Annotated in this window: 27 protein-coding genes; 13 read left to right on the forward strand and 14 right to left on the reverse strand. The window is 66.9% G+C overall.

What is annotated here, in order from left to right:
• Nucleotides 1-6: 6 nt before the first annotated feature.
• Nucleotides 7-2,592: a DUF6493 family protein gene (locus HV681_RS04395; RefSeq protein ID WP_175121879.1), complete on the reverse strand. Its 2,586-nt coding sequence runs from the start codon at nt 2,590-2,592 to the stop codon at nt 7-9.
• Nucleotides 2,589-3,980 carry an SWIM zinc finger family protein gene (locus HV681_RS04400; protein ID WP_175121880.1) on the reverse strand — a complete coding sequence of 464 codons (1,392 nt, stop codon included), beginning with the start codon at nt 3,978-3,980 and terminating at the stop codon, nt 2,589-2,591. Before HV681_RS04400 ends, HV681_RS04395 begins: the two co-directional genes overlap by 4 nt.
• A gap of 349 nt (nt 3,981-4,329) precedes the next feature.
• Between HV681_RS04400 and HV681_RS04405 the strand changes: the two genes are divergently transcribed.
• The 4 genes from HV681_RS04405 (at nt 4,330) to HV681_RS04420 (ending at nt 7,379) form a co-directional block, all read left to right on the forward strand.
• Nucleotides 4,330-4,737 carry a DoxX family protein gene (locus HV681_RS04405; protein WP_175121881.1) on the forward strand — a complete coding sequence of 136 codons (408 nt, stop codon included), beginning with the start codon at nt 4,330-4,332 and terminating at the stop codon, nt 4,735-4,737.
• A 270-nt stretch (nt 4,738-5,007) separates the two neighbouring features.
• Nucleotides 5,008-5,175, forward strand: a complete 168-nt coding sequence (locus tag HV681_RS04410; RefSeq protein ID WP_175121882.1) for a hypothetical protein — start codon at nt 5,008-5,010, stop codon at nt 5,173-5,175.
• A 31-nt stretch (nt 5,176-5,206) separates the two neighbouring features.
• Complete coding sequence (locus HV681_RS04415; protein WP_175121883.1) at nt 5,207-6,766, forward strand: adenylate cyclase; 1,560 nt, start codon at nt 5,207-5,209, stop codon at nt 6,764-6,766.
• A 76-nt stretch (nt 6,767-6,842) separates the two neighbouring features.
• The gene (locus HV681_RS04420) at nt 6,843-7,379 is read left to right on the forward strand and encodes a peroxiredoxin (protein ID WP_175121884.1); all 537 of its coding nucleotides are present in this window, start codon (nt 6,843-6,845) and stop codon (nt 7,377-7,379) included.
• A 40-nt stretch (nt 7,380-7,419) separates the two neighbouring features.
• On the opposite strand, the gene HV681_RS04425 is transcribed toward HV681_RS04420, so the two are convergent.
• Nucleotides 7,420-8,868, reverse strand: a complete 1,449-nt coding sequence (locus HV681_RS04425; RefSeq protein WP_175121885.1) for a CoA transferase — start codon at nt 8,866-8,868, stop codon at nt 7,420-7,422.
• A 307-nt stretch (nt 8,869-9,175) separates the two neighbouring features.
• Here HV681_RS04425 and phrB point away from each other — a divergent pair, with 307 nt between their 5' ends.
• Nucleotides 9,176-10,594 (forward strand): deoxyribodipyrimidine photo-lyase, encoded by a 1,419-nt coding sequence (gene phrB, locus HV681_RS04430; RefSeq protein WP_175121886.1) that lies wholly within the window; start codon nt 9,176-9,178, stop codon nt 10,592-10,594.
• A gap of 94 nt (nt 10,595-10,688) precedes the next feature.
• Nucleotides 10,689-11,711 (forward strand): PAS domain-containing protein, encoded by a 1,023-nt coding sequence (locus tag HV681_RS04435; RefSeq protein WP_175121887.1) that lies wholly within the window; start codon nt 10,689-10,691, stop codon nt 11,709-11,711.
• On the opposite strand, the gene HV681_RS04440 is transcribed toward HV681_RS04435, so the two are convergent.
• Nucleotides 11,701-12,033, reverse strand: a complete 333-nt coding sequence (locus HV681_RS04440; protein ID WP_175121888.1) for a tetratricopeptide repeat protein — start codon at nt 12,031-12,033, stop codon at nt 11,701-11,703. The two genes, HV681_RS04435 and HV681_RS04440, sit on opposite strands and share 11 nt — an antisense overlap.
• A gap of 158 nt (nt 12,034-12,191) precedes the next feature.
• On the opposite strand from HV681_RS04440, the gene HV681_RS04445 reads away from it, so the two are divergent.
• Nucleotides 12,192-12,683, forward strand: a complete 492-nt coding sequence (locus HV681_RS04445) for a glutathione peroxidase (protein ID WP_175121889.1) — start codon at nt 12,192-12,194, stop codon at nt 12,681-12,683.
• Here HV681_RS04445 and HV681_RS04450 read toward each other — a convergent pair.
• Together HV681_RS04450 and HV681_RS04455 are read right to left on the reverse strand one after the other, a co-directional pair.
• Nucleotides 12,680-13,147 carry an Lrp/AsnC family transcriptional regulator gene (locus HV681_RS04450; protein ID WP_175121890.1) on the reverse strand — a complete coding sequence of 156 codons (468 nt, stop codon included), beginning with the start codon at nt 13,145-13,147 and terminating at the stop codon, nt 12,680-12,682. The genes HV681_RS04445 and HV681_RS04450 overlap by 4 nt on opposite strands.
• The gene (locus HV681_RS04455) at nt 13,125-13,271 is read right to left on the reverse strand and encodes a hypothetical protein (protein ID WP_175121119.1); all 147 of its coding nucleotides are present in this window, start codon (nt 13,269-13,271) and stop codon (nt 13,125-13,127) included. The genes HV681_RS04450 and HV681_RS04455 overlap by 23 nt, the downstream gene beginning before the upstream one ends.
• Here HV681_RS04455 and HV681_RS04460 point away from each other — a divergent pair.
• The 6 genes from HV681_RS04460 to HV681_RS04485 all read left to right on the forward strand — a co-directional run bounded on the left by HV681_RS04460 (nt 13,270) and on the right by HV681_RS04485 (nt 17,458).
• Nucleotides 13,270-14,175, forward strand: coding sequence for a DMT family transporter (locus HV681_RS04460; protein ID WP_175121891.1), 906 nt, complete (start codon nt 13,270-13,272; stop codon nt 14,173-14,175). The two genes, HV681_RS04455 and HV681_RS04460, sit on opposite strands and share 2 nt — an antisense overlap.
• Before the next feature lie 168 nt (nt 14,176-14,343).
• Complete coding sequence (locus tag HV681_RS04465; protein WP_175121892.1) at nt 14,344-15,042, forward strand: glutathione S-transferase N-terminal domain-containing protein; 699 nt, start codon at nt 14,344-14,346, stop codon at nt 15,040-15,042.
• A gap of 17 nt (nt 15,043-15,059) precedes the next feature.
• Entirely contained in the window at nt 15,060-15,524 is a 465-nt protein-coding gene (locus HV681_RS04470; RefSeq protein WP_175121893.1) for a GNAT family N-acetyltransferase, read from the forward strand.
• A 38-nt stretch (nt 15,525-15,562) separates the two neighbouring features.
• Nucleotides 15,563-15,838 (forward strand): lipoate-protein ligase small subunit, encoded by a 276-nt coding sequence (lplB, locus tag HV681_RS04475; RefSeq protein WP_056318682.1) that lies wholly within the window; start codon nt 15,563-15,565, stop codon nt 15,836-15,838.
• The gene (locus HV681_RS04480) at nt 15,835-16,611 is read left to right on the forward strand and encodes a lipoate--protein ligase family protein (RefSeq protein ID WP_105238573.1); all 777 of its coding nucleotides are present in this window, start codon (nt 15,835-15,837) and stop codon (nt 16,609-16,611) included. Before lplB ends, HV681_RS04480 begins: the two co-directional genes overlap by 4 nt.
• 28 nt (nt 16,612-16,639) lie before the next feature.
• Nucleotides 16,640-17,458 carry an RsiV family protein gene (locus tag HV681_RS04485; protein WP_175121894.1) on the forward strand — a complete coding sequence of 273 codons (819 nt, stop codon included), beginning with the start codon at nt 16,640-16,642 and terminating at the stop codon, nt 17,456-17,458.
• Between the two features lie 187 nt (nt 17,459-17,645).
• Here HV681_RS04485 and HV681_RS04490 read toward each other — a convergent pair whose 3' ends face one another.
• From HV681_RS04490 to HV681_RS04525, 8 genes are all read right to left on the reverse strand, one after another.
• A complete protein-coding gene (locus HV681_RS04490; RefSeq protein ID WP_175121895.1) occupies nt 17,646-18,935 on the reverse strand; it encodes a Glu/Leu/Phe/Val family dehydrogenase in 1,290 nt (429 codons plus the stop codon).
• Between the two features lie 338 nt (nt 18,936-19,273).
• Entirely contained in the window at nt 19,274-20,221 is a 948-nt protein-coding gene (hutG, locus tag HV681_RS04495) for a formimidoylglutamase (RefSeq protein WP_175121896.1), read from the reverse strand.
• Complete coding sequence (locus HV681_RS04500; RefSeq protein ID WP_302478736.1) at nt 20,218-21,006, reverse strand: amino acid ABC transporter ATP-binding protein; 789 nt, start codon at nt 21,004-21,006, stop codon at nt 20,218-20,220. Before HV681_RS04500 ends, hutG begins: the two co-directional genes overlap by 4 nt.
• Nucleotides 21,003-21,671 carry an amino acid ABC transporter permease gene (locus tag HV681_RS04505; protein ID WP_056570374.1) on the reverse strand — a complete coding sequence of 223 codons (669 nt, stop codon included), beginning with the start codon at nt 21,669-21,671 and terminating at the stop codon, nt 21,003-21,005. The genes HV681_RS04500 and HV681_RS04505 overlap by 4 nt, the downstream gene beginning before the upstream one ends.
• The gene (locus HV681_RS04510) at nt 21,668-22,411 is read right to left on the reverse strand and encodes a transporter substrate-binding domain-containing protein (protein ID WP_175121897.1); all 744 of its coding nucleotides are present in this window, start codon (nt 22,409-22,411) and stop codon (nt 21,668-21,670) included. The genes HV681_RS04505 and HV681_RS04510 overlap by 4 nt, the downstream gene beginning before the upstream one ends.
• Before the next feature lie 126 nt (nt 22,412-22,537).
• Complete coding sequence (locus HV681_RS04515; protein WP_175121898.1) at nt 22,538-23,278, reverse strand: IclR family transcriptional regulator; 741 nt, start codon at nt 23,276-23,278, stop codon at nt 22,538-22,540.
• Nucleotides 23,279-23,459: 181 nt separating this feature from the next.
• Entirely contained in the window at nt 23,460-24,338 is an 879-nt protein-coding gene (locus HV681_RS04520; protein ID WP_175121899.1) for an ankyrin repeat domain-containing protein, read from the reverse strand.
• 38 nt (nt 24,339-24,376) lie between these two features.
• On the reverse strand, nt 24,377-25,147 hold the full coding sequence (locus HV681_RS04525; protein ID WP_175121900.1) for a TatD family hydrolase: 771 nt from the start codon (nt 25,145-25,147) through the stop codon (nt 24,377-24,379).
• Between the last annotated feature and the right edge of the window lie 9 nt (nt 25,148-25,156).

Genomic DNA, 25,156 nt, shown 5'->3' on the forward strand with positions numbered 1-25,156 from the left:
GAGGGGCTATCCTTCGAGAGATCGCTGCGCGGCGGCAGCGGCGGTTGTGGCCAACGACGTCACGCGCGGCGCGACGGCTTCCAGACTGCGCAGGGTCACCGCCAGCACGGACGCGCCCTTGCGCCGCGCCGCCAGCGTGGCGGGCAAGGCGATCGGCATACCGTAGTCGTTGGACAGGCGCGCAGCCAGTTCGATGAGCTTGCCGGCCTGGGCCAGCGGCTTGCCTTCGGCATCGAGCAATTGCGGCAGCAGCGCCTCCAGCGTCTGGAGCGCGCGGCAGCCGGTGATCGCGCTGATGGATGCGGCGTCTGCCAGCGTCTGCGCGAGCCGTCCGGCCAGGGCGAAGCCCTGCGCCAGATGCGCCGCGATCTGCGCGGCGAACGGCGCGGGGTCCAGTAAACCGGCGTCGGCCAGCCGCGCGATTGCCTCAGCCGCCTGTGCGCGCTGTTCGGCCATCTTCGCCGATGCGGCCAGCGCCAAGGCCGAGTACACGGGCTCGCCGGGCGGCAACCGGGACGCGCCCAGCGCCGTCAGCAGCGGCCCCAGGCCGCGCACGTTGATGACCTGCACCGCCGCGCACAACATTGGATGGAAATGCGCGGCCAACGTGTCGGGGTTGGATTGCAGCAGCCAGGCCGTCCATTGCACGACCTGGTCGTAGCCATCCTGCTCGCGCGCCTCCTGTGCGCGGAAAGTGAATTCAGCGGGCACGTCCCCGACATCGAGGGCCGGCGACGCGGAGGCCGCGGCGTCTGTCGCCATCCAGAACGGCTTGGCGCCATCGCCCAGCACGGCCAGGTCTCGCGAAAACGTGCCATCGCCCGGCTCGGCAAGCACGCGCTCCCACCCGACGCGCTGCGCGGGGACGGGCGCCGGCGGGCGGAACGGCTTGCCCTGCGCCCGGCTCGACCGCAGGTCGTGAAAGACGCCGGCCAGCAAGGCCAGCGGCGAATGCGTCGGCAGGTATTGGTAGCCCCAGCGGGAAGTCCAGGTTTCATCGGCCTTCCAGTCGCCAGTCTCTGCGTCGTAGCGGCTGCTGGAGACCGTTTGTTCTTGCAAAGCCACGCCGACGGGATCCGGCTTACCCGCGATGGCCACGACGTACCGGGCATAGCCTCGAAAACTGACGTTTTCCCGGCCCAGCAGCGCGGCGGCCAGCAGGCGTCGCGGCGACGCGTCGCGTTCCTCCCACACCGACTCGATGATCTCGGCGGCGCGGTGTTGCAATGCTTCAGGCAACGATTGGTGCGGACGGACGGCCAGGTAATCGAAGATGCGCGGCAAGTCGGCGCCGTGTCCTGTGCCCTCGAACTGCGCCGCGATCAGCGCGTGCAACTCCTCGTCGCCGCAGATGCCGGGCGCTTGCTCGGGGAGATCCGGCAGCGGCTTGCGGCGCGGCGCCGGCATCGTGATCGCCTGCGATGCACAGTCGCCGCCAACCTTGGCGCGCGCTTGACCATGCGCCTGACCGCTGGCCTCGGCCGGTTGCGTTTCGCGGGATGGCGTCACCAGCTTGCGCGCCAGCGACGCCAGGTCCAACGGCATGCCGTCCAGCGCGTCGCCCACGATCCGCGAGACGCGATCCTGCTGGCCGGCATCTGTCTTTAGCGCCGCAAACAGCCCGAGCTGGGCCTTGACGAGCTTCTTTTCCGAACGGGTCAAAACGGCGGACCCGGCCTCGATCATCGCGTCCACATCCAACTGTCCGGTGGCGCGCTTGAGCATGTCCAGCGCCAGTCCGACCGCCGTGCTGGGCGCTGTGCCCAGCACGGCAAAGTACGTGTGCTGACGGGCCGCGATCTCGTGCGCGGCCGGATCGGCCAAGCGATGCATGCGCAAATACCACGCAATGGTCTTCGCTGGAAAATCGCGCAGCAGCGCTTCCAACGATTCGGCGAGCAGGCGGTCGCGGAACGCGGGGTTGTCCTGGCAAAGCGTGAGGACGGCGGCGTCCCAGGCGGGCCCGGTGCGCTCCATGAGCAGGTAATCGGCGCCCATGCCCTCAACCCGGAACAGAGCCCAGAACTCGCGCTCGATCTGATCGGGGTTGGCCTGCAGATAGGCGGCCATGCACTTGCCATGATCCGCGTCCAGCTGTCCGTCCCCGCCGACGGCGCTGACCTGTTGCACGAAACAGCGCAGATACGGCATGGATAACGGCGCATCGCCGTCCAACCGGACCAGCGCGTGGCATACCGGCCAGGCCAGATCCTCGGCCCACCAGCGCTGCTCCGCCAGCAGCTCGACGAACGCGGCGCGCCACGGCGCGTCCCGTCCGGCCGCAGCGTCGGTGACAGCCGGCGCCATCTCGGCGTGTCGCCCGGCATATTCGCGCTTGCGCACCATGTCCGCGGGCGCCAGCGTGTCCGCCACGAGCTTGGGCTTGCCCAACGCCGCCAACACAAAGCACGCCCGGGGCGTGGGACCTTCCGCGCTGAACAGGCGGGATGGCGGCAAGGTCTTGGCCAGCGCGGCGCGATCCTCTTCGTTCGCGCCATCCAGTGCGCGCGCCAAAGACGCAATATCCGCCGCGTCGCCGCCGGCGGCGGCCTCGCGCAGCGCCGCACGGCGTTCGGTCAGGCAGAGGGTCATGCGTCGGTTCCAGATGCATTAAGCGGGTCAAGAAACATGCGTACCGCCAGCGTGTGCTTGCAGGGCCCGCGCGTGCCTTGATATTTGGCGTGCCAAGGGCAGGTGCAGCGGTCCAGGACAGGCTCGGCGCCCAGCGCAACCCGGTAGCGCTGCTGCGCCGACTGCACGGAGTACTGCCCCTCGCCTTCCCGCCGGACGCCACCGCCGGCCACCAGCTTGCGCGCGTCGGCAAGCCGCGGATGCAGCGTATCGAGCAGCCCAGCCTGCACCGGCAGCGGCCGATGGAAATACGCGCCGGCCGCCAGATCGAAGCCCACCTGGCCGGAAGACGCCAGCACGCTCAGCGCGGACAGGATCTGCGATTCCGGCAGCAGAGCCCGCTCGGCCAGCCGCGCAATATCGATGCGTGGCTCGAAAGCCAGCAGCGTCGATACGAACGCCGCATCCTCATTCGCATCTGCGCCCGCGACCCGATGCAGCACCGCCCCCTCGCCCGAGAATCCGCGCGATTTCTCCGGGCTGAGGCCCAGCGTGACCCGCGCACCCGGCAGCTCCAGCACCCAGGCGCTGGCTAGCGGCAACGCCCCTGCCGCCACATCGGCGCCATACGCGCGCAGCGCCGTGGCATGTCGCAGCAAGGGTTCCAGGACGCGCAGCCGTTCCGGTCCCGCCACGCAGACCGCGCCGGGCGTGGCCTGCGTGGCCAGCCGTAGCGAGCGGGCAGCCTGCGTCGCCCACATCACGGTCTTGGTCGCCGACGACCGCGGCAAGGCCTGCACGAACTGGCGCAAGGCCGGCCCCGTCAGCGCGTGGCGGCACGCCATGTCCGCCGACAGCATCTGCGTCTCGGCAAAGCCTTTGAGCCAGCGCGCGGGCAGCGGCACTTTCTCTTCGACGATCTCACCCGCCTGCGTCGTCACCCGCAACGCATCGCTACCCACGTTCAGGTGCAGAGCCTCCGACGGGCGCAGCCCCGCCAGCGCCTGGCGCAACGGCGGATTCACGTCCACGTTGGTGACGCCTGCCGCCAGGTGCGTGGCGTCCAGCGCCTCCGCGTCCACGTCCAGGCGCGCGTACACGCCGCAGCACACGCTGAAGGACTCGAAGCGCAGGCCCTCGGGCGTGGACGTCACGACCGGATCCGCCGCCCGCAGCACCGCCGCCAGCGTGTTTGGCGGCACGTAGAAGCGCGTGCGCGCCACCCGCGCCAGCATCAGCAGCGCTTGCGCCACCACGGCGGGCTGCGCGACAAATCCGGAAAAGAAGAAGGGATGCGCCACCGCGCCCGACGGCGCAAGACCGCCGCTGGTGGCCAGGTTGAGGTCGGCCTGGCCCTGCCGCTGGGCGATGTCGGAGGGGGCAAGATAGGCGTAGGCCAGCTCCGTCATGCTTCGTGGCTCCTGGACCGCGGCGGAACGCGGCACGGATCCTTTGCCGTCAAAGGCAGGGACGAATACAGGCGATCTGGCTTGGGCGCACGCCTGCCGCAGGGGGTCAGCGCCAATGAGACTTTCAGCTGCTTGTTCATTGGGGACACATCTTAACTGGCCTGGGCAGGCGCCCGGCCACCGACTGCGCGCAAAGCTTGTGGGTTTGACACCGGCTTTGCCATAATGGCGCCGCCTGTACGCCCGTATGCTGGATTTTTCGAATGTGCGGCGGGCACGGAACCAAAGGCAAGCGGTGCGTTCCAACTCGGCGCACTGTCCCCCTTAACCATCAAAAGAGAAACTCACCATGATCAAGTCCGATGACACCGGCAAGCTGATCCTGCGCCTGACCCTCGGTATTCTGATTCTGCTCCATGGCCTGGCCAAACTGACCGGCGGCGGCGTCGGCGGCATCAGCGGCATGCTGTCCTCCCACGGCTTGCCCGGGTTCCTGGCCTACGGCGTCTACGTGGGCGAAATCATCGCCCCTGTCCTGCTGATCATCGGCGTCTACACGCGTCTGGGCGGTCTGATCATCGCCATCAACATGGTTGTCGCCATCCTGCTGGCGCACAGCGGCAGCATTGCCAGCATGACCAACAACGGCGGCTGGGCGCTTGAACTGCAGGGCATGTTCCTCTTCACCGGACTGGCCATCGCCTTCATGGGCGCCGGCCGTTTCAGCCTGGCCGGCAACGGCGGACGCTGGAACTGACCTTACGTCGCGCCCGCTGCGCATTGCCGCGGGCGATCAAGGCAACAGGGGGACCGCATCATGCGGTCCCTTTCTTTTTGCGACGCAAATCACGCGTATCCGCAGACATTGATACGAACGACATCGACCGTCACGCAGGCGCAATCACTGGTCACGCGAAAGCTGTTTCGGAACGATTACAGTCCCGAACTCGACCCCGCGGCCGTGGCCTAATCCCTATGAGCGCAGGAAAGGCGTATCTCGCGCCTTGCGCCCGGCGGGAGCCGAAATATGAAGAAGCTTGTGTTGTTGTTGATAGCGATGGTCAGTGCCCTGAGCGGCTGCGTGGTTGTGCCGGCCCGGCCGGCCTACTACCGGCCCGCGCCGGTCTATTACACGCCGCATTATCACTACTACCCGGCGTATCCCGCCCCGCATTATTACTATCGCGGCTATTGACCCGCGGACCTGCTGCGCAAAGGACATTCTCATGAACCCATCCTTCCAGATCGCCCGCTTGCGCCCCCTCGCCACTGCTGCGCTCCTGGCAGCCAGCGCGGCCGCTGCCGCGCAGAACGTCTATTCCACGCAGCAGGTGCCGGTTCCATCCGGCGCGAACGTCTATTCCACGCAGCAGGCGCCGGCTCCATCCACCTATCAGCCCGGGTACGACGACGGCGACCCCGCCAACGCAAACCTCGCATTGGTCGACCGCAGTCCCGAACCACCCCCGCCCCTGCCCGTCTATGTGCAACCGCCCGCCCCAGCCGACGGCTATATGTGGGTACCCGGCTACTGGAGCCGCAACCGCTACGGCTTCTTCTGGGTCCCGGGCGCGTGGGTGCTGGCGCCGTATCAGGGTGCGCTCTGGACGCCCGGATACTGGGGCTTCTCAAACGGCGTGTACCTCTGGAATCCGGGCTACTGGGGTCCGCATGTGGGCTTTTATGGCGGGATCAACTATGGCTTCGGCTACACCGGCCTGGGGTATGTCGGCGGCTACTGGAAGCGCGACCGCTTCTACTACAACCGGTCCGTCACGAACGTGAACGTGACGCGCGTGACCAATGTCTACCACCGCGACATCATCGTCAACAATGTGGACAACCGCCGTGTCAGCTATCACGGCGGACCTCAAGGTGTGCGTCGCAACGCCGACCCGCGTGAACTGGCCGCGCGCCGCGACCGCCATTCCGGCCCCACGGACGTGCAACGCGGCTACATCCGCGATGCGGGCGGCAACCGTGCGCAGTTCTTTGAACACAACAAGGGACGGCCGCCTCAGGCGTACCTGGATCATGCTGACAACGGCAGACCAGGTCGGGATGGCAGGAATGCGCAAGGCCGTCCCGACAGCGGCCCCACCGCCGTCCAGCGGAGCTTGGGGCTGACGGAAGATCGGGGCCGCGACGGTCGGCGGCAAGGGCCGTCGCCGCAGGACCGCCTGCCGCAGGACCGCCTGCCGCAGGACCGCCAGCAGCAAGCGCGTGACCAGCAGGCCCGTGACCAGCTCGTCCGCGATCAACTCAAGAACGACCAGCGGCGGCAGCAACAGGTCCGTGAGCAGGACAACCGCAACCGCCTGCAGAACGACGCCCAGGCCCAACAGCAGCTCAGGCAGCAGCAGATGCGGGACCAGCAGGCGCGCCAGCAACTGCAGCGTGACCAACAGAACCAGCAGGATCTGCGTGATCGGCGGCAACAGGAACAACAGGCGCGCCAGCAGCGCGATCGCGATGACCGGGCCAGGCAGATGGCGCGCGACCGGCAGGAGCACGAGCAACAGGCGCGGCAGGAGCGGCAGGAGCGGCAACGTGACCAGCAGCAGTTGCTCCAGCAATCCAGACAGCAACAGCAACGCGATCAGCAGTCTCAGCAAGCCCGCCAACAGCAGCAGCAACAGCTGATTCAGACCCGACAGCAACAACAGCGTGATCAGCAGGCCCAGCAGGCTCGGCAACAGCAGCAGCAGCGGGATGCCCAGCAATCCCGCCCGCCCTCCGTGCGCGACCAGCTCAAGGGCAATGGGCGCGGGCCTGATGGCGGCTGAACTGGACCCTCGTTCGCCTCGCCGCTACAGTAGGCAGCTTGCCGCGGCATTTCCGCGGTCCCGATAGGAGACACCCATGAAGCGCATTGCCCCCTGGATCCTGGTCTGCGGCCTGATGGCCGGGACGTCGGCGCACGCGGCACTTCCCGTGGGCGCAGCCGCGCCGGACTTCAGCGTGCCCGCCTCGCTGGGCGGCAACGAATACACATTCAAGCTGAACGAAGCGCTCAAGCAAGGCCCGGTGGTGCTGTATTTCTTCCCGGCGGCATTCACGCAGGGCTGCACCATCGAAGCCCACAACTTTGCCGAAGCCACCGACGAATACAAGGCGCTGGGCGCCACCGTCGTCGGCGTCTCCACCGACAACATCGACACGCTCAAGAAGTTTTCCGTCAGCGAATGCCGCAACAAATTTGCCGTCGCGGCAGACAGCGACGGCAAGGTGATGAAGGCGTATGACGCTGTGCACGACAGGCGGCCCGAGTATGCGCAACGCGTGTCGTACGTGATCTCGCCCGAAGGCAAGATCCTGTATGAATTCACGGACATGAGTCCCGAATCGCACGTGGCGAACACGATGCGGGCGCTGCGGGACTGGAAGGCAAAGCAGTAGGACGGCAGCGCGCCAACAAGATGCGCGCCGCCTGCAAGCCTTAATCGAACGGCCAGACCGTCGGGTGCGTGCCCGGGGGGCTGGACGGCCGGATCCATCGCGCCGGCGTCTCCGAAAAGCGCGCCGCATGGCGCACGGCGACCAGTTCACCAAAGCCTGACGGCGACGTCTCCATCAGCCCGTCAAATCCAGGCATCGCACAGTCCAACCCGCCGTCCACCCGACCCAGGCCGCGCAGCCAGTGCGCCGTCTGAGCAAGCGACACGCGCACGTGCCAACTGCCGCCTTCGGTCGCCTGACGCGCCAGCGCCACCTGCGCGCCGAACGCCATCAGATAACCGGACGCATGATCCAGGATCTGCATGGGCAGCGCTTTGGGCGCGGCTTGGCCGGCCGCCAGCGCTTCCGCGTGGTTGAAGCCCGTGGCCGTCTGCACCAGGGAATCGAAGCCGCGGCGGTTCGCCCACGGGCCCGTCGTGCCATACGCACTAAGCGACACGTAGACAATGCCGGGCCGGATGCGCGCCGCATCCTGCGGACCGAAGCCCAGCGCGGACATCCCGCCCGGCCGGTAGCCCTGCACAAAGATGTGCGCGCTGCGCAGCAGGTTGCCCAGCGCGATGCGCCCATCGGCCGTGTCCAGGTCGGCCAGCACAGACAGCTTGCCGCGGCTGGTGTCAATGATGTTGTCGATGTTGGGCAGTTGCGGACTGTTGACCAGCATGACGTCCGCGCCGTAAGCCGCCAGCGCCCGGCCGCAAACCGGACCGGCGATGATGCGCGTCAGGTCCAGCACACGGATGTCCTGCAACGGACGCGCGTTCTGTGCGTACTTGGGCAGCGGGCGCGGGTCGGCCTCGCCGATGCGTTCGATGGTCAGCAGCGGCTGCGCCGCGACGGCCTGCCCTTGCGGGTGGCGGTCCCATTCCTCGAAAGAGCGCATGGCTGACACGACCATGCCGGCATCGGCAGCAACCTGTTCGAAGTCCAGCGCCTTCCAGCGGCTCAGCGCGCGCTCCACCGCCTCGCGCGTCGCGCCGTCGCCGGTCGGGCAGCCCAGCAACGCCAGCGCCCCGTCGCGGTGATGCGCGAAATTGGCGTGAATGCGCACCCAGCCGCCATCGCCGCAGCGATAGACACCCGTAATGGGATCCCAGATGTTGGGCGTGACCCCGTTGATCGTGAAGTGGCTGCGGCACTCCTGCGCCGCGTGCAGCATGTCGACGCTAACCTGCTGCCGCGCGCCGCCGCGCAAATGCCAGACCTCTGCAGCGGCCAGCGCGGCGGCCGACATGCTGGCCTGCGCGGCGGTACCCACGGCGAACGAGGAGGGGACGACAGGGTCGGCGCCCGTCAGCACCACGTGCTCCAGCGACTCGCCCGGCAAATCGACCGATTGCCAGAGCTTCTGCAAGACATCCCGGGTCGTCTTGCCGGCGGGTGTTCGTCCCTTCAGAAAGGACGGGCGAAAGTCCATCAGATTTCCCATAGCGTTTGCCTGCTTTAGTCGTTTATTTGCATTACATGGCGCGCCCCACCCTGCGTCAATACGCCCCGCGCGCCAGCGTGTTTCGGGGTTTGACGGCAGAATCCGGCCCGCCGGCCGCCCGCAGGCCTGCCCGCCGCTGCCCCTCGCTCGGGCCCGGCACAGCGGGTTGCACCGCAACACCCGTCACATCTCCTCGTAGTTTTTACATCGGCTTCCAAGCGCCGCCCGCCGGGGACAGGGGCAGGCACAGGATAGAATCGCAGCCTCGCCGGCCCGCCCGCCCGGCCCGTCTCCTGGAGCCCTTCCGATGAATACGCTGCTCTGGCTGCGCACCGACCTGCGCATGCACGACAACGCCGCGCTGGCCGCGGCGGCCGAGGCCGGCACGGTCACCGCCCTATTCCTGGCCGCCCCGGGTCAATGGCGCCAGCATGGCGATTCCCCGGCCAAGGTGGATTTCTGGCTGCGCAACCTGCGTGAGCTGTCCCGCGACCTGGCGCAAGTCGGCATTCCCCTGAAGCTGGTGACCGTGGACGACTGGCGCCACGCGCCGCGCGCCTTGGCCGAGTTCTGCCAGGAGCACGCGATCGAACAGGTCCATGCCAACGCCGAATGGGGCGTCAACGAGCGGCGCCGCGACGACGCGGTCGCAAGCGCCCTGGGGGACATTGGTGTCGACTGGACCCTGCACCATGGCGCAACACTGCTGCGTCCGGGCACCGTGCTCAACGGCAAGGGCGAGTGCTACCGCGTCTACACGCCCTACGCCCGCACCTGCCGCGAGCGACTGCGCAGCGCGCCGCTGCGTCCCATCCCCGCGCCGCGCGCTCAGACGCCACCGCGCTGGCAGGCCGATCCGCTGCCGGAATCGTTCAAGGGGTTCGACGCGCCCAATGACGCCGTGCGGGCGCTGTGGCCGGCGGGGGAAACCGCGGCCAGCGACCGTCTGGCCGCCTTTGCCGACGACGCCATCTTTGCGTACAAGGACGAGCGCGACTTTCCGTCGCTGCCCGCAACCAGTTGCCTGTCGCCTTACCTGGCCGCGGGCGTCCTGTCGCCGGGGCAGGCGCTACGCGCTGCGCTGGCGGCCAACCAGGGTGAGATCGACAGCGGCAAGGCCGGCGCCGCCACCTGGATCAACGAACTGCTATGGCGCGAGTTCTACCAGCACCTGCTGGCCGCCTTTCCCGCCCTGTCCATGCACCGGCCCATGAAGCCGGAAACCGCCGCCGTGCCGTGGCGCGACGCGCCCGACGACCTGGCGGCCTGGCAGCAGGGCAAGACCGGCATCCCGATCGTGGACGCCGCCATGCGCCAGATGCTGGCGCTGGGCTGGATGCACAACCGGCTGCGTATGGTGACGGCCATGTTCCTGTCCAAGAATCTGCTGATCGACTGGCGTCTGGGCGAAGCGTGGTTCATGAGCCAGCTCGTGGACGGCGACCTGGCCGCCAACAACGGCGGCTGGCAATGGAGCGCCTCGACGGGCGCCGACGCCGTGCCCTATTTCCGCGTCTTCAATCCGTTGTCGCAATCGCGCAGGTTCGATCCGCGCGGCGTGTTCCTGCGCGAATGGCTGCCCGAGCTGGCGCACCTGGACGACAAGGCGATCCACGATCCCAGCCCGATGGAGCGCGCCGCCGCAGGCTATCCCGAGCCGATCGTCGACCTGGCGCAAAGCCGATTGCGCGCGCTGGAAGCCTTCGGCAACCTGCCCGCCGCCTGAGGGGCGTTGAACCCTGAGCGGCGTTGACGTACGTCATTGCCGCCGCCGCGGCAGTCCCCGATGATGCCCTCGCCCATCACAGGACGAGCAACGCATGCGCAGCAGTCAGCCGGTCAATGACCGGGAATATGTACTACGCGACGAGCAATACCTGATCTCCCGCACCGATTCCCGCGGCCGGATCATCTATGCGAATCCGGCCTTTGTCGAGGTCAGCGGCTTCTCGCGCGAGGAACTGGTCGGCGCGCCCCACAACATCGTCCGCCACCCGGACATGCCGCCCGCCGCCTTCGACGACCTGTGGCGCACCATTCAGCGCGGCGAACCGTGGACGGGCATGGTCAAGAATCGCCGCAAGGACGGCGGCTTTTATTGGGTGCTGGCCAATGTCACGCCCATCATCGAGCGCGGCGTGACGGTCTGCTACGCGTCGGTGCGCGTCAAGCCGACACGCGCGCAGATCGAGGCCGCGCAAGCCGCCTACGACAGGCTGCGGACCGCCACCGCGCCAGGCATCCGCCTGCACGGCGGCCAGGTCCAGCCCACCGGGCTGCGCGGCGTCCTGGCACGGCTGACGCGCGGGCGGCTGACCGGCGTGCGCGCCCGCATGCTGGCATGGGCGGTGCTGTCGTCCTTCCTTTTCCTGGCCGCGGCCGGCGCGGCGATCTACGGTCTGCACACGCGCCTGACCCCCGAGGCATTGGCCTTTGCCGCGGCGTTGACCGCGGGCGGGGTCGCCCTGATCTTTGCGGCGGGCTGGGGCTTTGCCCGGTCCATCGCCGGGCTGCTGGGGTCGGCAACCGACTTCACGCGCCAGATCGCGGCGGGCAACCTGAGCACGCCGCTTCCCGGCGCTCTGCCCCGGGACGAGATCGGCGAGCTGAAGTTCTCCCTGGAAGTCATGCGCAAGAGCCTTGTCAGCATCACCCGCGACGTACACGCCGGCATCGACGCCGTAAGCCGCACGATTACCGAAACCGAAAGCGCCGCGCAGGACAACGCCGCGCGTGCCGAGCTGGCCTCGCAGGCCGTGGAAAACCTGCGCACCGATGGCGCCCGGTTGCGTGACGCCATCGAAGTGTTCCGCGTGTCCGCCACCGGCGCGTTCAGGCGCTAGCGGCCGCTTCCTTATCCAGGCGCTTGATGAACACCTGCAACTCCTTGACGACCTGCTGGTCGCCCCGCGCCTGAGCCGCTTGCAATCCGGACTCCCAGGCGGCGCGCGCGCCCGGCTTGTCGCCCAGCCCGAGGTTGGCCTTGCCCAGCCACTTCCAGGCGACGGAATACGTGGGATCAAACGCCAGCGCCGCGCGCAGATGCGTGGCGGCTTCGGCATAGCTTTCCTGCTCCGCATAAGCCTTGCCCAGCGAATACCGCAGCAGCAGGTTGTCCGTGCCCTTGGCCAGCATCGCCTCAAGCCGCTCGATCATTCCTTCCATGCGGGGCTCCTCTCATCTCTGATCTTCAGCAACACCGCATCATAGAACCGGCATGGCCTCGCGGCGCCAAAGCCCCCACGCCCCTGTCCGGCGCTACACTCGCAGGTCTGCCCCGCGCCCGCGCCGCCGCGCACGGACGCCCGATTTCAGGAGCCCGCATGAGCACGATCCATGATTTCTCCGCCCGCGCCATCGACGGCACGGAACAGTCTCTAGAAACGTACCGCGGCCGCGTGCTGCTGGTGGTGAACGTCGCGTCCAAATGCGGATTCACACCGCAATATGCGGGCCTCGAGGATCTTTACCGGTCGTTCCACGACGACGGACTGACCGTGCTGGGTTTTCCGTGCGACCAGTTCGGCCACCAAGAGCCCGGCAACGAGGCCGAGATCCAGAATTTCTGCAGCACCCAGTACGACATCACTTTCCCGCTGTTCGCCAAGATTGACGTCAACGGCGCAAACGCCCACCCGCTGTACCAGTGGCTCAAGGGCGAGAAGCCGGGCGTCTTCGGCACTGAAGGCATCAAGTGGAACTTCACCAAGTTCCTGGTCGGGCGCGACGGCCGCGTCATCAGGCGGTATGCGCCCACCGACACGCCGGCCAGTCTGCGCGAGGACATCGAGAAGGCCCTGTCCGCCCCCGTCTAACGCAGCGGCGGCAGCCGCCTGCGCACCGTGTGCGTCTTGACGATGGCGGTGTTGGTCTCGGCAAATTCGGTCACGCGCTCCAATATGCCATCCAGATGCGTGATCGACCTGAGCACCATGCGGGCGATGAAGCAGTCATCGCCCGTCACCTTGTCGCACTCCACGAATTCCGGAATCTGCTGGATCAGGCCCTCGACGTGGCGTAACTGCCCAGGTAGCGGCCGGATGCGCACAATGGCTTCCAGCGTATAACCCAGCGCCACCGGATCCACATCCAGCGTGTACGCGCGAATCACCCCCGACTCTTCAAGCCGCCGCATGCGGTCCGCGACGCTAGGCGCGGACATGCCGACCTGCCGCGCCAGATCGGCCGTGGTGGTGCGCGCATTGGCCGACAGCATCTCCACCAGACGGCGGTCGATTCCATCCAGCACCGGACTTTCATTTTTTAGGTCGTTCTGCATAAATTCCACCCAAAGCAAGGTTGAATCGCGAAAGTGCCACCGCAAGATCATATAAGCAGATTGAACCGCCTGGGATAATTTCTCCATCAAATTCCTGGCCAGACGGCCCTTGGAGAACCATCATGATCCCCTCAACCGAACGCACCGGCCTCCTGCAGATGGCAGCCGCCATGACCCTGTCGGGCACCCTGGGCGTTTTCGTACTGGAGTCCGGGCAAAGCGCCTGGAACGTCGTCTTCTTTCGCTGTGTGTTCGGGGCGCTCTCGCTCTTTCTGTATTGCTGGGCGCGCGGTCTGCTCAAGCCCGGTCTTTTCACCGCGAAAACACTGGCCCTGGCGCTGATCGCCGGCGCGGCGCTGGTGCTGAACTGGGTGCTGCTGTTCTCGGCCTATCGCCTGGCGTCCATTTCGCTGGCCACCGCCGTCTACAACGTGCAGCCGTTTTTCCTGATCGGTCTGGGCGTGCTGTTCCTGGGTGAACGTCCTTCGCGCGGCAAGGTCGCCTGGTCGCTCGTGGCCTTTGCGGGCCTGCTGCTGGTGCTGCGTCTAGGCGACTCCGGCGCGGCGGGCGGCGGCGCGTATCTCTCGGGGCTGATGCTGGGACTGGGCGCGGCCGCGCTCTATGGCATCACGGCCATCATCGTGAAGCGCCTGAAGGGCATCCCGCCGCAAGTGCTGGCGCTGGTGCAGGTGACGCTGGGCGCGGTCATGCTGCTGCCCATGGCGGACTTTAACGCCCTGCCCGCGCAGCCCGTGCAATGGGGCTATCTGGTGGCGCTGGGCCTCATCCATACCTGCCTGATGTACATCCTGATGTACTCGGCCATCCAGAAGCTGCCCACCACCTCCACCGCCGCGCTCAGCTTCATCTATCCCGCGGTCGCCATCCTGCTGGACTTCGTGGTCTACGGCCATCGCATGGATGCGACGCAGGTGGCGGGCGTGGCGCTGATCTTCCTGGCCGCTGCCGCCGTCAGCCTGAACTGGAACTGGCGCCTGCCGCGCAGCCCGCGGGCCGGTGCAGTCTGAACAGGCGGCATGGCCGGGGTCTTGCCCGCAGGAGCTGTCGAGGCAGCCTGCGGGCAAACCCGCACCCGGTCCCCGGTTATTCAGGCGTGCGTCCGGTTCGCGCCGCTATCATGGCCCTTCCCATCCGCGGGCGGCTGCCCGCGGCGCCATGATGAACAGGACACTCCCATGATCGATCTCTATTACTGGACTACCCCCAACGGTCACAAGATCACGATGTTCCTTGAAGAGACCGGGCTGCCGTACAAGATTCACCCCGTCAACATCGGCCGCGGCGACCAGTTCAAACCCGAATTCCTGGCCATCGCGCCCAACAACCGCATCCCCGCCATCGTCGACCAGGCCCCTGCCGATGGCGGCGCGCCGATTCCGTTGTTCGAGTCAGGCGCCATCCTGCAGTACCTGGCCGAAAAGACCGGCAAGTTCCTGCCCGCCGACGTGCGCGGCCGCGCCGAAGTGTCGCAATGGCTCTTCTGGCAGATGGGCGGCCTGGGCCCCATGGCCGGCCAGAACCACCACTTCTCCGGCTATGCGCAGGAACGCATCGCCTACGCCATCGATCGCTACGTCAACGAAACCAATCGCCTGTACGGCGTGCTGAACAAACGGTTGGCCGACCGCGAATTCGTCGCCTGCGACTATTCCATCGCCGACATGGCGGCCTACCCGTGGATCGTGCCGCACGCCAAGCAGGGCCAGGACCTGAACGACTTTCCGCACCTCAAGCGCTGGTTCGACACGATCCGCGCGCGCCCCGCGACGCAACGCGCGTACGCGCTGGCCGACACGGTCAACACCACGCCCCCGCTCAGCGACGACGAGGCGCGCCGCATCCTGTTCGGCCAGACCGCCCAACACGTCCGCTAACGCCCAAGGAGCGTGCCATGAACGCACCGGAACGCGTCTTTCGCCGCGCGCGCGCGGCCGATCTGCCTGCCATCGTGGCCATGCTGGCCGATGACGACCTGGGCGCCGGTCGCGAGGACGCCTCCGTCCCGCTGAACCCGCGCTATGTTGCCGCCTTCGAGGCAATTGAGCAGGATTCCAACCAATTCCTGGCCGTGGTTGAGCAGGATTCACAACTGGTGGGCTGTTTGCAGTTATCGTTCATACCCGGCCTGTCGCGGCTGGGCCTGTGGCGGGGCCAGATCGAAAGCGTGCGCATCGCGTCGGCGTTCCGCGGCGCGGGCCTGGGCCGCGCCATGTTCGAATGGGCCATCGAACAGTGCCGCAGCCAGGGCTGCGGGCTGGTCCAGCTCACCACGGACCGGGCGCGCCCCGATGCGCGCCGGTTCTACGAAAGCCTGGGTTTCAAGGCCAGCCACGATGGCATGAAGCTCAGCCTGTAACGTCTGATTCTGATTTTCGAAAGGAGCGCCCAATGCCCTTGCATGGCGAATACAAAGTCCCCGGCGGCAAACTGGTGGTCGCGGATCTGGAAGTGCGCGATGGCCGCCTGGCCGACGTGCGCATCAGCGGCGACTTTTTTCTTGAGCCGCCCGAAGCGCTTGAAGCCATCAACCGCGGCCTGAACGGCATGCCCGCGGACGCCGGTGAACTGGAACTGGCGGTGGCCGTGCAATCGGCCCTGCCGGCCGACGCCGAAATGTTCGGCTTCTCGGCCGAAGCCATCGCCGTGGTGCTGCGGAGGGCGCTGGCATGAGCCGTACCGACTGGAACGACTACGACTGGCAACTGATCCACGAAGGCCCGCAGCCGCCCGCGCTGCACATGGCGCTGGACGCAGTCATTACCGACGAAGTGGGCGCCGGCCAGCGGCCGCCCACGCTGCGCATCTGGGAATGGTCGGCGCCGGCCGTCGTGATTGGCCGCTTTCAATCGCTGAAGAACGAAGTCGATCCGGACGGCGCTGCGCGCCACGGCATCGAGGTGGTGCGCCGCGTGAGCGGTGGCGGCGCGATGTTCATCGAGCCGGGCAACTCCATTACCTATTCGCTGAGCGCTCCGCAGGCGCTGGTCCACGGCATGAGCTTCCAGGAGTCATACGCCTTCCTGGACGCCTGGGTGCTGACCGCGCTGCAAGGCCTGGGGATCAAGGCCTGGTATCAGCCGCTGAACGACATCGCCTCCGACATCGGCAAGATCGGCGGCGCGGCGCAGGCCCGCCGTGCGGGCGCCGTGCTGCATCACGTCACCATGTCCTACGACATCGACGCGGACAAGATGGTCGAAGTCCTGCGCATCGGCCGCGAGAAGCTCTCCGACAAGGGCACCACCAGCGCCAAGAAGCGCGTTGACCCCCTGCGCACGCAGACCGGGCTGGCGCGCGAGGTCATCATCGACCGCATGGTGGAAACTTTTGCCGGCCTGCATCGTCTGACCCCGGGCAGCGTAGGCAGCGAAACGCTGGCGCGCGCCCAGGCGCAGGCGGACGAAAAGTTCTCCCGCGCCGAGTGGACAGGCGTCGTACCCTGACGGCGCCTCGGTTTTTGGAGGTAATTGCATGAGTCGCACATTCACGCCGCCCGGCGCGATACGCGGTCTGATCCTGGGCGCCGCCCTGCTGGCCATCGCCGGCTGCAGCAGCACGCCCCCGTCGAACATCACGCTGGCCGATTCCAACGCCCAATCTTCAGCCACGCCCCAAAAGGTGGGCGACCTGTCCACCGAGCGCATCAAGTGGGCCGCCAGCAAGCCGGGCTGCGAGGGAGACTGCCCGCGCATCGAGATCGACAGCGTGGCCTTCCCGGGCATCCCGAAGCTGACGGCGCTGGTGGACCACGTTCTCGCCTACATGACCGGCACCGACGCCAACCGGCGCGGCCCCTACGACACGCTGTCGGAATACACGAAGTATTTCTGGTCCACGGCGCGCCCGCGCGACGCGACCTACTTCAAAGCCAGCGTGAAGGACACGGTCGGCGACATCGTTGCCATCGAACTGCATACGGAGCAGTACCTGACCGGCGCCGCGCACGGCATTCCGGCCACGCAATATCTGAACTGGGAGCGCAGCCGCGGCCGCGTCATGAGCCTGGACGAAGCGCTGATCCCGGGGCGGCGCGCCGAGTACGTCGCGGCCCTGCAGCGTGCGCACGCAAAATGGCTGACCGGCAACCCGGACGCCAAACGCGACCCGGCGGCGTACAACAAGATGTGGCCGTTCCAGGAAAGCGACAACTTCGCGCTGACGCGGGACGGCATCGTGGTCAAGTACGACGCCTATTCCATCGCGCCGTATTCGCACGGCGAGCCTGAGTTGGCGATTTCGTACCAGGATCTGCGCGGCATACTCAAGCCGGAGCTGCTGCCGGCGTCGTAAAGCCCCCCGCGGCGGCCGGCTTCATGAATCCACGGCCCCGGCCGGCCTCCGCAAACGAAAATGCCGGGCATCCGCCCGGCATTTTTTTGCGCCACAAATAGGAATCGCCCCTTGCGGAGCGATTCCTTTTTTTGTCTCTCTCTGCCTCCTCGGCGACGCGCCCGCGGGCGCATCGCCGATTCAGTCTTTACGGATACAGACCGCGCACCTGGCGGGCCTGCAGGATCCGCGTGCAAGCCACGATGAACGCGGCGGTGCGCAGCGTCACCTTGTGCTCGCGCGACACCTGCGCCACCGCGGCGTAGGCCTCGCGCATCAGGCGTTCGAGGCGCTGGTTGATCTCTTCTTCGCTCCAGAAGAAGCTGGAGAAGTCCTGCACCCATTCAAAGTAGCTGACCGTCACGCCGCCGGCGTTGGCCAGCACGTCCGGCACGACGTAGACGCCGTTCTCGGCCAGGATGTCGTCCGCTTCCGGGGTCGTCGGGCCGTTGGCGCCTTCGACCACGATCTTGGCGCGCACCTTGGCGGCGTTGTCGACGGTGATCTGGCTTTCCAGGGCTGCCGGGATCAGGAATTCGGTTTCCAGCGTCCAGAACTCAGCCTTGTCCAGCGCCTGGCCGCCCGAGAAGCCGCCCACGCCGCCGGTCTGCGACACGTGCGACAGCAGCTTGTGCACGTCCAGGCCAGCCGCGTTGTGCACGGTTCCGGTGTGATCCTGCGCGGCAATGACCTTGGCGCCGGCTTCATGGAACAGGCGGGCGGCGGTGCCGCCCACGTTGCCGAAGCCCTGCACGACAACGCGCGCGCCGGCCACATCGATGTTCCGGTCGCGCGCGGCTTCGCACGCCACGACGAACACGCCGCGGCCAGTGGCCTCGACGCGGCCCAGGCTGCCGCCCAGTGCGATCGGCTTGCCGGTGACCACACCCGTGGCGGTGGCGCCTTCATTCATGGAGTACGTGTCCATCATCCAGGCCATGGTCTGGGCGTTGGTGTTCACGTCAGGGGCGGGAATGTCCTTGGACGGTCCGATGATGACGCCGATTTCGCTGGTGTAGCGGCGCGTCATGCGTTCGAGTTCCGAGGCGGAGAGCTTGCGCGGGTCGACACGGATGCCGCCCTTGGCGCCGCCGTACGGCAGGTTGACTGCGGCGTTCTTGACCGACATCCAGGCGGCCAGCGCCATCACTTCGGACAGCGTCACGTCCTGGTGGAAACGCACACCACCCTTGCCCGGACCGCGCGACACGTTGTGCTGCACCCGGTAGCCCTCGAAGTGGGCGATGGTGCCGTTGTCCAGTTCGATCGGCACATCGACGATCAGCGAGCGCTTCGGACGCTTCAGCGTCTCGACCCACCGGCTCAGGGAACCGAGGTACGGCGTGACCCGGTCGACTTGTTGCAGGTAATTACCCCAAGGGCCGAGGTCCTCGGCATTCAGATAAGACGGCAAGGCATGGGTGGGAGTTTGAGACATGAGCATGCTCTCCTGACAAAGTTGCGCCATTTTATCCACGAAAGTTATAGCGTCCCTATTTAAAGTTTAAATATTTTAAATAGGGACGCATTAACGTTGCGGATACCGAACGGGTCGCAGGCGGGCCCGGAAGCTGCACCTATCCTAAGCCGCGAAATTGGCGGCGTCCAGCCTGCGGCCGGGATACTCGGGGCGAAAAAAAGGCGGCCTCTTTTGGAAGACCGCCCTTTACATCCACGCCTACCTTGCAGACCGCCCCGGTGTCGGACACCGGGGTAAGGCGCGCTTTCACGGTGTGCCACCGAAGCAAAGGCGTCGGACACCTCTGCCGCGCCGAGTCACGCCGACAGCAACTGCCACGCCAGACGCGCCGCCGCGCGCGCGCCATGGCCGTCGACGTCGAACTTGGGGTTGAACTCCGCCAAGTCCGCCAATCGGAGCTTGCCGCTCGCCTTGACCCGCAGGACGATTTCCTCGATCACGGCCATCGGCACGCCATAAGGCGCCGGCGCGGACACCCCCGGCATCACGCCGGCGGGCAGCACGTCCAGATCGATCGTCAGATACACGTGCTGCGCCTTGGCCAGCAGCGCATCCACGTCGGCCAGACGGGCTTCCAGATGCCGCTCCTGCATGTCGCGGTCTTCGATCCACACGGCCCCGATTTCCGCGGCGCGGGCGTAGAGCGCTGGGGTGTTGGCCAGCCGCGAGACGCCAAGGCAAGCGTATTGCAGGTCGCGCCCGCGTGCCTCGCTGTCTGTCGAGATCTGGTCGAACGGGGTGCCGGAACTGCCGGGACGGCCCGTGCGCAGATCGAAGTGCGCATCCAGATTCAGCACCAGCACGGCGCCCGCGTCGCCGCGCGCGTCCAGCCAGCGGGCCAGTCCCTGGAAACTGCCCCAGGCGATTTCATGGCCGCCACCCAGGACGACCGGCCGCGCGCCCCGCCCCATCAGTTCGGCCAGACGCAGGCCCAGGCGTTCCTGCGCGTCTTCCAGCTTGTCGCCGTGGCAGTCGACGTCGCCGGCATCCAGCAGGCGCGTCAGCCCATGCGCCGGCAGGCCCGCCAGATACTTGCGGATGCCCGCAGGTCCCGCGGCAGCGCCCACCCGGCCCTGATTGCGCGCCACGCCCGCATCGCAGGCAAAGCCCAGCAGCACGGCCTCACCCATCTCGCCCTGCCCCGCTTCGGCCTCGACGATGTGCGCGAGCCGGCGGGTGTCGCCCTGCTCGGCGCTGTCGTCGCGGGCCTTCCAGAGGCTCTTGTCCAGTGTCGGCGCGCTCATGCTGCGGCTCCCGGACCGGCGCTCAGGACCGCCTGCAGGAATTCGCGGGTGCGGGCTTCGCGCGGCTCGCTGAAAATCACCTCCGGCGGCCCGGATTCCAGGATGACGCCGCCGTCCATCACGGCCACCACGTCCGCCACATCACGGGCAAAACCCATCTCGTGCGTCACGACCATCATCGTCATGCCTTCGCGGGCCAGCAGCTTCATGACCTGCAGCACTTCCCCCACCAGCTCCGGGTCCAGCGCCGAGGTCGGCTCGTCGAACAGCATGACCTGCGGCTGCATGGCCAGCGCGCGCGCAATGGCCACGCGCTGCTTCTGACCGCCGGACAGGCTGGCGGGCATGGCCGCCATCTTCTGCGACAGCCCCACCTTGTTAAGCAGGTCCGCCGCCAACCCATTGGCCTGTTCGCGGCCCATGCCCAGCAGCGTGCGGGGCCCGACGGTCACGTTGTCCAGCACCGACAGATGCGGGAACAGATTGAAGCCCTGAAACACCATGCCCACCTGCGTGCGCAACTGGTTCAGTTCGGCTTCTGGCAACATCGCCCCGTCTTCCTGCAGCGTCTGGCCGCAGATATCGACCGTGCCGCGCTGGGCGACTTCCAGCCCGTTGCAGCAACGCAGCAAGGTGCTCTTGCCCGAGCCGCTGGGCCCGATGACCACCACCACCTGCGACTTCAGCACATCGAAATCGATGCCGCGCAGGACGGCGTGATCGCCGTAGGACTTGTGCAGGCCGCGGATGCGGATCATTTCCTGACCTTCGATGACGAGGCTCATTGCACCATCCCTCCCGCGCGCAGACGATGCTCGATCTTGCGCAAAATCACCATGGCGGTCGTGGTCAGCGCCAGATAGATCAAAGCCACTACCAGGTAGGTTTCCAGCGAGCGATATGACACGCTGATGATCTTCTGCCCTTCGTGCATCAGATCGTGAATGGTCAACAGCGAGACCAGCGCCGAGTTCTTGATGAGCGCGATAAACTCGTTGCCCAGCGGCGGAATCATGCGCACGAATGCCTGCGGCAGGATGATGATGCGCATCGCCTGGCCGGACGACATGCCCAGCGAGCGCGCCGCCTCCGTCTGGCCGCGATCCACCGACTGGATCGCGCCCCGCACGATCTCCGACACATAGGCCCCGGAATACATACCCAGGCCCAGCACGCCGCAGGCGAACGCCGGGAGCGTCACGCCGAACTGCGGCAGGCCGAAGAACCAGATGAACAACTGCACCAGCAGCGGCGTGCCCCGGAAGAACAGCAGGTACGTGCTGCACAGGTGGTACGTGATGCGGCGCTGCGGGTTGAGGCGGCCGATCCCGACCAGCAGCCCCATCACGCAGCCCAGCAGCAAGGCGCCGGCGGTCACCTCGATGGTGACCAGCGCGCCCCGCATCAGCGCGTCGAAGTCGGCGAAGACGGGTGAAAATTCCAGGTTCATTTCGCGGGCGCCTCGAACCACTTGTTCACGATGGCCTGGTAGCTGCCATCGGCCTTCAGCTTTTGCAGCGCGGCGTTCAGGTCGCGCGTGAGCTCAGGCTTGTTCTTGGGCACGGCGATGCCATAGTCCTCGGTCGTGACCTGATCGTTCAGCACGGTCAGGCCGTTGGTGCTCTGCGCGAACAGCTTGGCCGCGGGCTTGCCCGTCACCGCGGCATCGGCGCGGCCGATCTGCACCAGGTTGAACATCTCCTGGTTCTTTTCGACTTCCACGCGCTGCACCTTGGGGAAATGCTCTTTCAGGTAGTTCACTGACTTCGTGCCGACCTGCACCGACACCTTGCGGCCATCCAGATCCTTGATCGACTTGACGGGGCCGTCGGCCTTGGTCAGGACCACAAGGCCGCCAGCGTAGTACGGATCGGTGAAATCGACGACCTTGCTGCGCTCGGGCGTGATGTAGATGGCGGACACCGCGATGTCGGCGCGGCCGGCCTGCAGCGCCGGAATCAGGCCCTTGAAGTCGATGTCGATCCATTCAACCTTCTTGCCCATCGCGCCGGCCAGCGCTTCGACCAGCTCGATGTCAAAGCCGGTGCGCTTGCCGTCCTTGACGAATTCCATCGGCGGGAAGGTGGCGTCGGTGACGGCGCGGATCGTTTCCTGGGCGTGCGCGGCGCCAGCGGCCCAGGCGAGGCTCAGGGTCAGGGCGGCGGACAGCAGGGTGCGGCGAGTGGTCATGGTGGGGTCCTATGGAGGTGGGTGCGACAGGTGGTACGACGGTGGGTACGACGATCGTTGCGGCTAGGTACGGGCTAAGCGATGAAGCAGGTGAAACAGGTATTCGATAAGGCGGACGACACGGCGTCAGGCGGCCTTCAGGCGCTCCGAGATGCGGCGGGCGGCCGCGAGGGTCATCTCGATCAGCGCGTCCGGATGCTGCGCGGCGCGGGTGGACGGCGCCATCAGCGTGATCGAGGCCACGGCCTGGTTTGCCCGTTGAAAGATCGGCACGCTAACGCCCCAGACGCCGGCGTCGACTTCGCTGTCGGTCACGGCATAGCCCTGCGCGCGGATGGCCTCCAGCTCGCCGGTCAGGCGGGCGGCATCCACGCCGGCTTCATCGGCCAGGTAGGTCAGCGCGGCCTGCAGGCGGGCCTGCGGCATGAACGCCAGCAGCGACTTGGCCGACGCGCCGCGCGCCAGCGGCAGCCCGCGGCCCTTGGTGAACGAGCAGCGCAGCGGATGCTGGCTTTCCACCATGTCCAGGCACACGGCCTGGTCCTTCACGGCGACGAGCAGGCCGATGGTCTCGCCGGACGACGCGGCCAGCGCGGCCATGTCGGGTTGCGCTTCGTGAATCAGGAACGACGACTGGTCAAAGCCCCAGGCGAGCTGCACGCACAGCGGGCCGGGTCCGTACTCGCCTTCGTGTTCGGCGACGAATCCCCAGCGCTTGAGGAGCGCGATCTGCCGGTAGAGCGTGCTCTGCGCCAGGCCCGTTTTCTCGGTCAGGGCGGCAATGCTGAGCGGGCCGTCGTGCCGGGCCAGGGTGGCCAGCACATACAGGACGCGATCCGCGCCCGCCCCGACAGACGATTCCGACATGAAGATTCAACTCCCAGCAATATGGGAGCGAGATTATCAATTTGTGGCGGTTTCCCTTCTGATTTTTCCCATCGATTGAGAATCGCAAGGGAAAACCCCGAAATCCGGGCGTAAAAAAACCCGCCGTGAGGCGGGTTCTGATGGGCCGGTAGCGGGATGTTTCCGCATCTGCCGGCGATCGTCACGGCGCGGGGGGCTTCTCGTAATCCGACAGCCCGACGCCGGAGACGCCCTTCACACCACCACCGGGCGCCGCAGCGGCCGGTGCCGGCGCCGACGGGGCCGCAGGCGCTGGAACCGCCGCCGGCGCCTCAGCCGCCGGCGCGGTATCCGCTTGCTGGGGCGCGCCCTGCGCGGCTGCGCGGCGTTTGCGCCTGGCGTCCTCTTCCTTCTTGACCAGCGCCGTCAGCTCGGCGGCGAGCGACGCCGACTTGCCCGTGGCCGCCCACGCGGCGGCGTCCTGCCCCTTCGTGTCCTGCGTGGTGACGTCGGCGCCGGCCTTGAGCAGCAGCTCGACCATGGGCTTGCGGCCGGACAGCGCCGCCATCATCAGCGGCGTCTCGCCATTGGGCGCGGGCGCATTGACCATGGCCTTGTTCGCCAGCAGCAGCCGCGCCATTTCCATCTGCCCCTTGGACGCGGCGTAATGCAGCGGCGTCCAGCCCAGGCGGTTGACCTGCGCGCCACGGGCGATCAACTTCTTGGCGCGTTCGGTTTGCCCCGCGATGGCCAGGTACATCAGCGGCGTCTCGCCCGCCGGGTTCTCGGCATTGACGTCCGTGCGCTTGTCCGCGGCCAGCACGTCGAAGACGTTCCAGGCGTTGTCCACGACCGCGCGCATGATGGCCGGCTGGCCGTTCTTGTAGCGCACGTTGGGATCCGAGCCTTGCGCCAGCAGATCCTTGATGTCGTCGGGATAATCATTGGCGACATAGACCCACCAGTCGGCGGGATTGGCGGCCTGCGCCGCGGGTGCGGCCAGGCCGATGGCCAGCGCCAGCAGACCGGCGCGGCCGCATGACAGTAAGGCTTGATGGGCGGAGGCGATGCGGATGGCCATGGCTGTCCTCGGATGCAAATTCAGTGAATCGGGATGACCTATTTCTTGATCTTGCTGAACAGCTTGAAGAAATTGTCGGTAGATGCGCGCGCGACCTCGGCCGCCGTGATGCCGCGCAGGTCCGCGATCTTTTCGGCCACGTGGATCACCTTGGACGGATCATTGAGCTTGCCGCGGAACGGCACCGGCGCCAGGTACGGCGAGTCGGTTTCGATCAGCAACCGGTCCAGCGGGACCTTGGCGGCCACTTCGTGCACGATCTGCGCGTTCTTGAACGTGACGATGCCGGACAGCGAAATGTAGAAGTTCTGGTCCAGCGCGGCCTGCGCCACTTCCCAGGTCTCGGTGAAGCAGTGCATCACGCCGCCCGCCTCGGCCGCCTTTTCCTCGGCCAGCATGCGCACGGTGTCCTCAGCGGACGACCGGGTGTGTACGATGAGCGGCAGGCCCGCGTCGCGCGCGGCGCGGATGTGGCGGCGGAAACGTTCGCGCTGCCAGTCCAGCGGCTCGGACAGCCGGTAGTAGTCCAGCCCGGTTTCGCCAATGGCCACGACCTTGGGATGCTCGGCCAGGCGCACCAGTTCTTCGGCCGTGGGGTCCGGCGTATCTTCGTAATCGGGGTGCACGCCCACCGACGCCCACAGGCGCGGCTCGGGCTCGACCAGCGACATCAGGCCGGGCCATTCCGGCATGTTGACGCTGACGACCAGCGCGTGCGTGACTTGATTGGCGGTCATGCGGTCAAGAATGGCCGGCAGATCGTTGGCAAGCTCGGGAAAATTCAGATGACAGTGTGAATCGACGTACATGGAGAGTCT

Origin of the sequence: Achromobacter animicus, assembly GCF_902859585.1 — a bacterium.
Lineage (GTDB): Bacteria > Pseudomonadota > Gammaproteobacteria > Burkholderiales > Burkholderiaceae_B > Achromobacter > Achromobacter animicus.

What these genes read in the sequence shown, in the direction of transcription:
- HV681_RS04395 (WP_175121879.1), bottom strand. Translation starts at nt 2,592, where the DNA reads ATGACCCTCTGCCTGACCGAACGCCGTGCGGCGCTGCGCGAGGCCGCC.
- HV681_RS04400 (WP_175121880.1), bottom strand. Translation starts at nt 3,980, where the DNA reads ATGACGGAGCTGGCCTACGCCTATCTTGCCCCCTCCGACATCGCCCAG.
- HV681_RS04405 (WP_175121881.1), top strand. Translation starts at nt 4,330, where the DNA reads ATGATCAAGTCCGATGACACCGGCAAGCTGATCCTGCGCCTGACCCTC.
- HV681_RS04410 (WP_175121882.1), top strand. Translation starts at nt 5,008, where the DNA reads ATGAAGAAGCTTGTGTTGTTGTTGATAGCGATGGTCAGTGCCCTGAGC.
- HV681_RS04415 (WP_175121883.1), top strand. Translation starts at nt 5,207, where the DNA reads ATGAACCCATCCTTCCAGATCGCCCGCTTGCGCCCCCTCGCCACTGCT.
- HV681_RS04420 (WP_175121884.1), top strand. Translation starts at nt 6,843, where the DNA reads ATGAAGCGCATTGCCCCCTGGATCCTGGTCTGCGGCCTGATGGCCGGG.
- HV681_RS04425 (WP_175121885.1), bottom strand. Translation starts at nt 8,868, where the DNA reads ATGGGAAATCTGATGGACTTTCGCCCGTCCTTTCTGAAGGGACGAACA.
- phrB (WP_175121886.1), top strand. Translation starts at nt 9,176, where the DNA reads ATGAATACGCTGCTCTGGCTGCGCACCGACCTGCGCATGCACGACAAC.
- HV681_RS04435 (WP_175121887.1), top strand. Translation starts at nt 10,689, where the DNA reads ATGCGCAGCAGTCAGCCGGTCAATGACCGGGAATATGTACTACGCGAC.
- HV681_RS04440 (WP_175121888.1), bottom strand. Translation starts at nt 12,033, where the DNA reads ATGGAAGGAATGATCGAGCGGCTTGAGGCGATGCTGGCCAAGGGCACG.
- HV681_RS04445 (WP_175121889.1), top strand. Translation starts at nt 12,192, where the DNA reads ATGAGCACGATCCATGATTTCTCCGCCCGCGCCATCGACGGCACGGAA.
- HV681_RS04450 (WP_175121890.1), bottom strand. Translation starts at nt 13,147, where the DNA reads ATGCAGAACGACCTAAAAAATGAAAGTCCGGTGCTGGATGGAATCGAC.
- HV681_RS04460 (WP_175121891.1), top strand. Translation starts at nt 13,270, where the DNA reads ATGATCCCCTCAACCGAACGCACCGGCCTCCTGCAGATGGCAGCCGCC.
- HV681_RS04455 (WP_175121119.1), bottom strand. Translation starts at nt 13,271, where the DNA reads ATGATGGTTCTCCAAGGGCCGTCTGGCCAGGAATTTGATGGAGAAATT.
- HV681_RS04465 (WP_175121892.1), top strand. Translation starts at nt 14,344, where the DNA reads ATGATCGATCTCTATTACTGGACTACCCCCAACGGTCACAAGATCACG.
- HV681_RS04470 (WP_175121893.1), top strand. Translation starts at nt 15,060, where the DNA reads ATGAACGCACCGGAACGCGTCTTTCGCCGCGCGCGCGCGGCCGATCTG.
- HV681_RS04480 (WP_105238573.1), top strand. Translation starts at nt 15,835, where the DNA reads ATGAGCCGTACCGACTGGAACGACTACGACTGGCAACTGATCCACGAA.
- HV681_RS04485 (WP_175121894.1), top strand. Translation starts at nt 16,640, where the DNA reads ATGAGTCGCACATTCACGCCGCCCGGCGCGATACGCGGTCTGATCCTG.
- HV681_RS04490 (WP_175121895.1), bottom strand. Translation starts at nt 18,935, where the DNA reads ATGTCTCAAACTCCCACCCATGCCTTGCCGTCTTATCTGAATGCCGAG.
- hutG (WP_175121896.1), bottom strand. Translation starts at nt 20,221, where the DNA reads ATGAGCGCGCCGACACTGGACAAGAGCCTCTGGAAGGCCCGCGACGAC.
- HV681_RS04500 (WP_302478736.1), bottom strand. Translation starts at nt 21,006, where the DNA reads ATGAGCCTCGTCATCGAAGGTCAGGAAATGATCCGCATCCGCGGCCTG.
- HV681_RS04505 (WP_056570374.1), bottom strand. Translation starts at nt 21,671, where the DNA reads ATGAACCTGGAATTTTCACCCGTCTTCGCCGACTTCGACGCGCTGATG.
- HV681_RS04510 (WP_175121897.1), bottom strand. Translation starts at nt 22,411, where the DNA reads ATGACCACTCGCCGCACCCTGCTGTCCGCCGCCCTGACCCTGAGCCTC.
- HV681_RS04515 (WP_175121898.1), bottom strand. Translation starts at nt 23,278, where the DNA reads ATGTCGGAATCGTCTGTCGGGGCGGGCGCGGATCGCGTCCTGTATGTG.
- HV681_RS04520 (WP_175121899.1), bottom strand. Translation starts at nt 24,338, where the DNA reads ATGGCCATCCGCATCGCCTCCGCCCATCAAGCCTTACTGTCATGCGGC.
- HV681_RS04525 (WP_175121900.1), bottom strand. Translation starts at nt 25,147, where the DNA reads ATGTACGTCGATTCACACTGTCATCTGAATTTTCCCGAGCTTGCCAAC.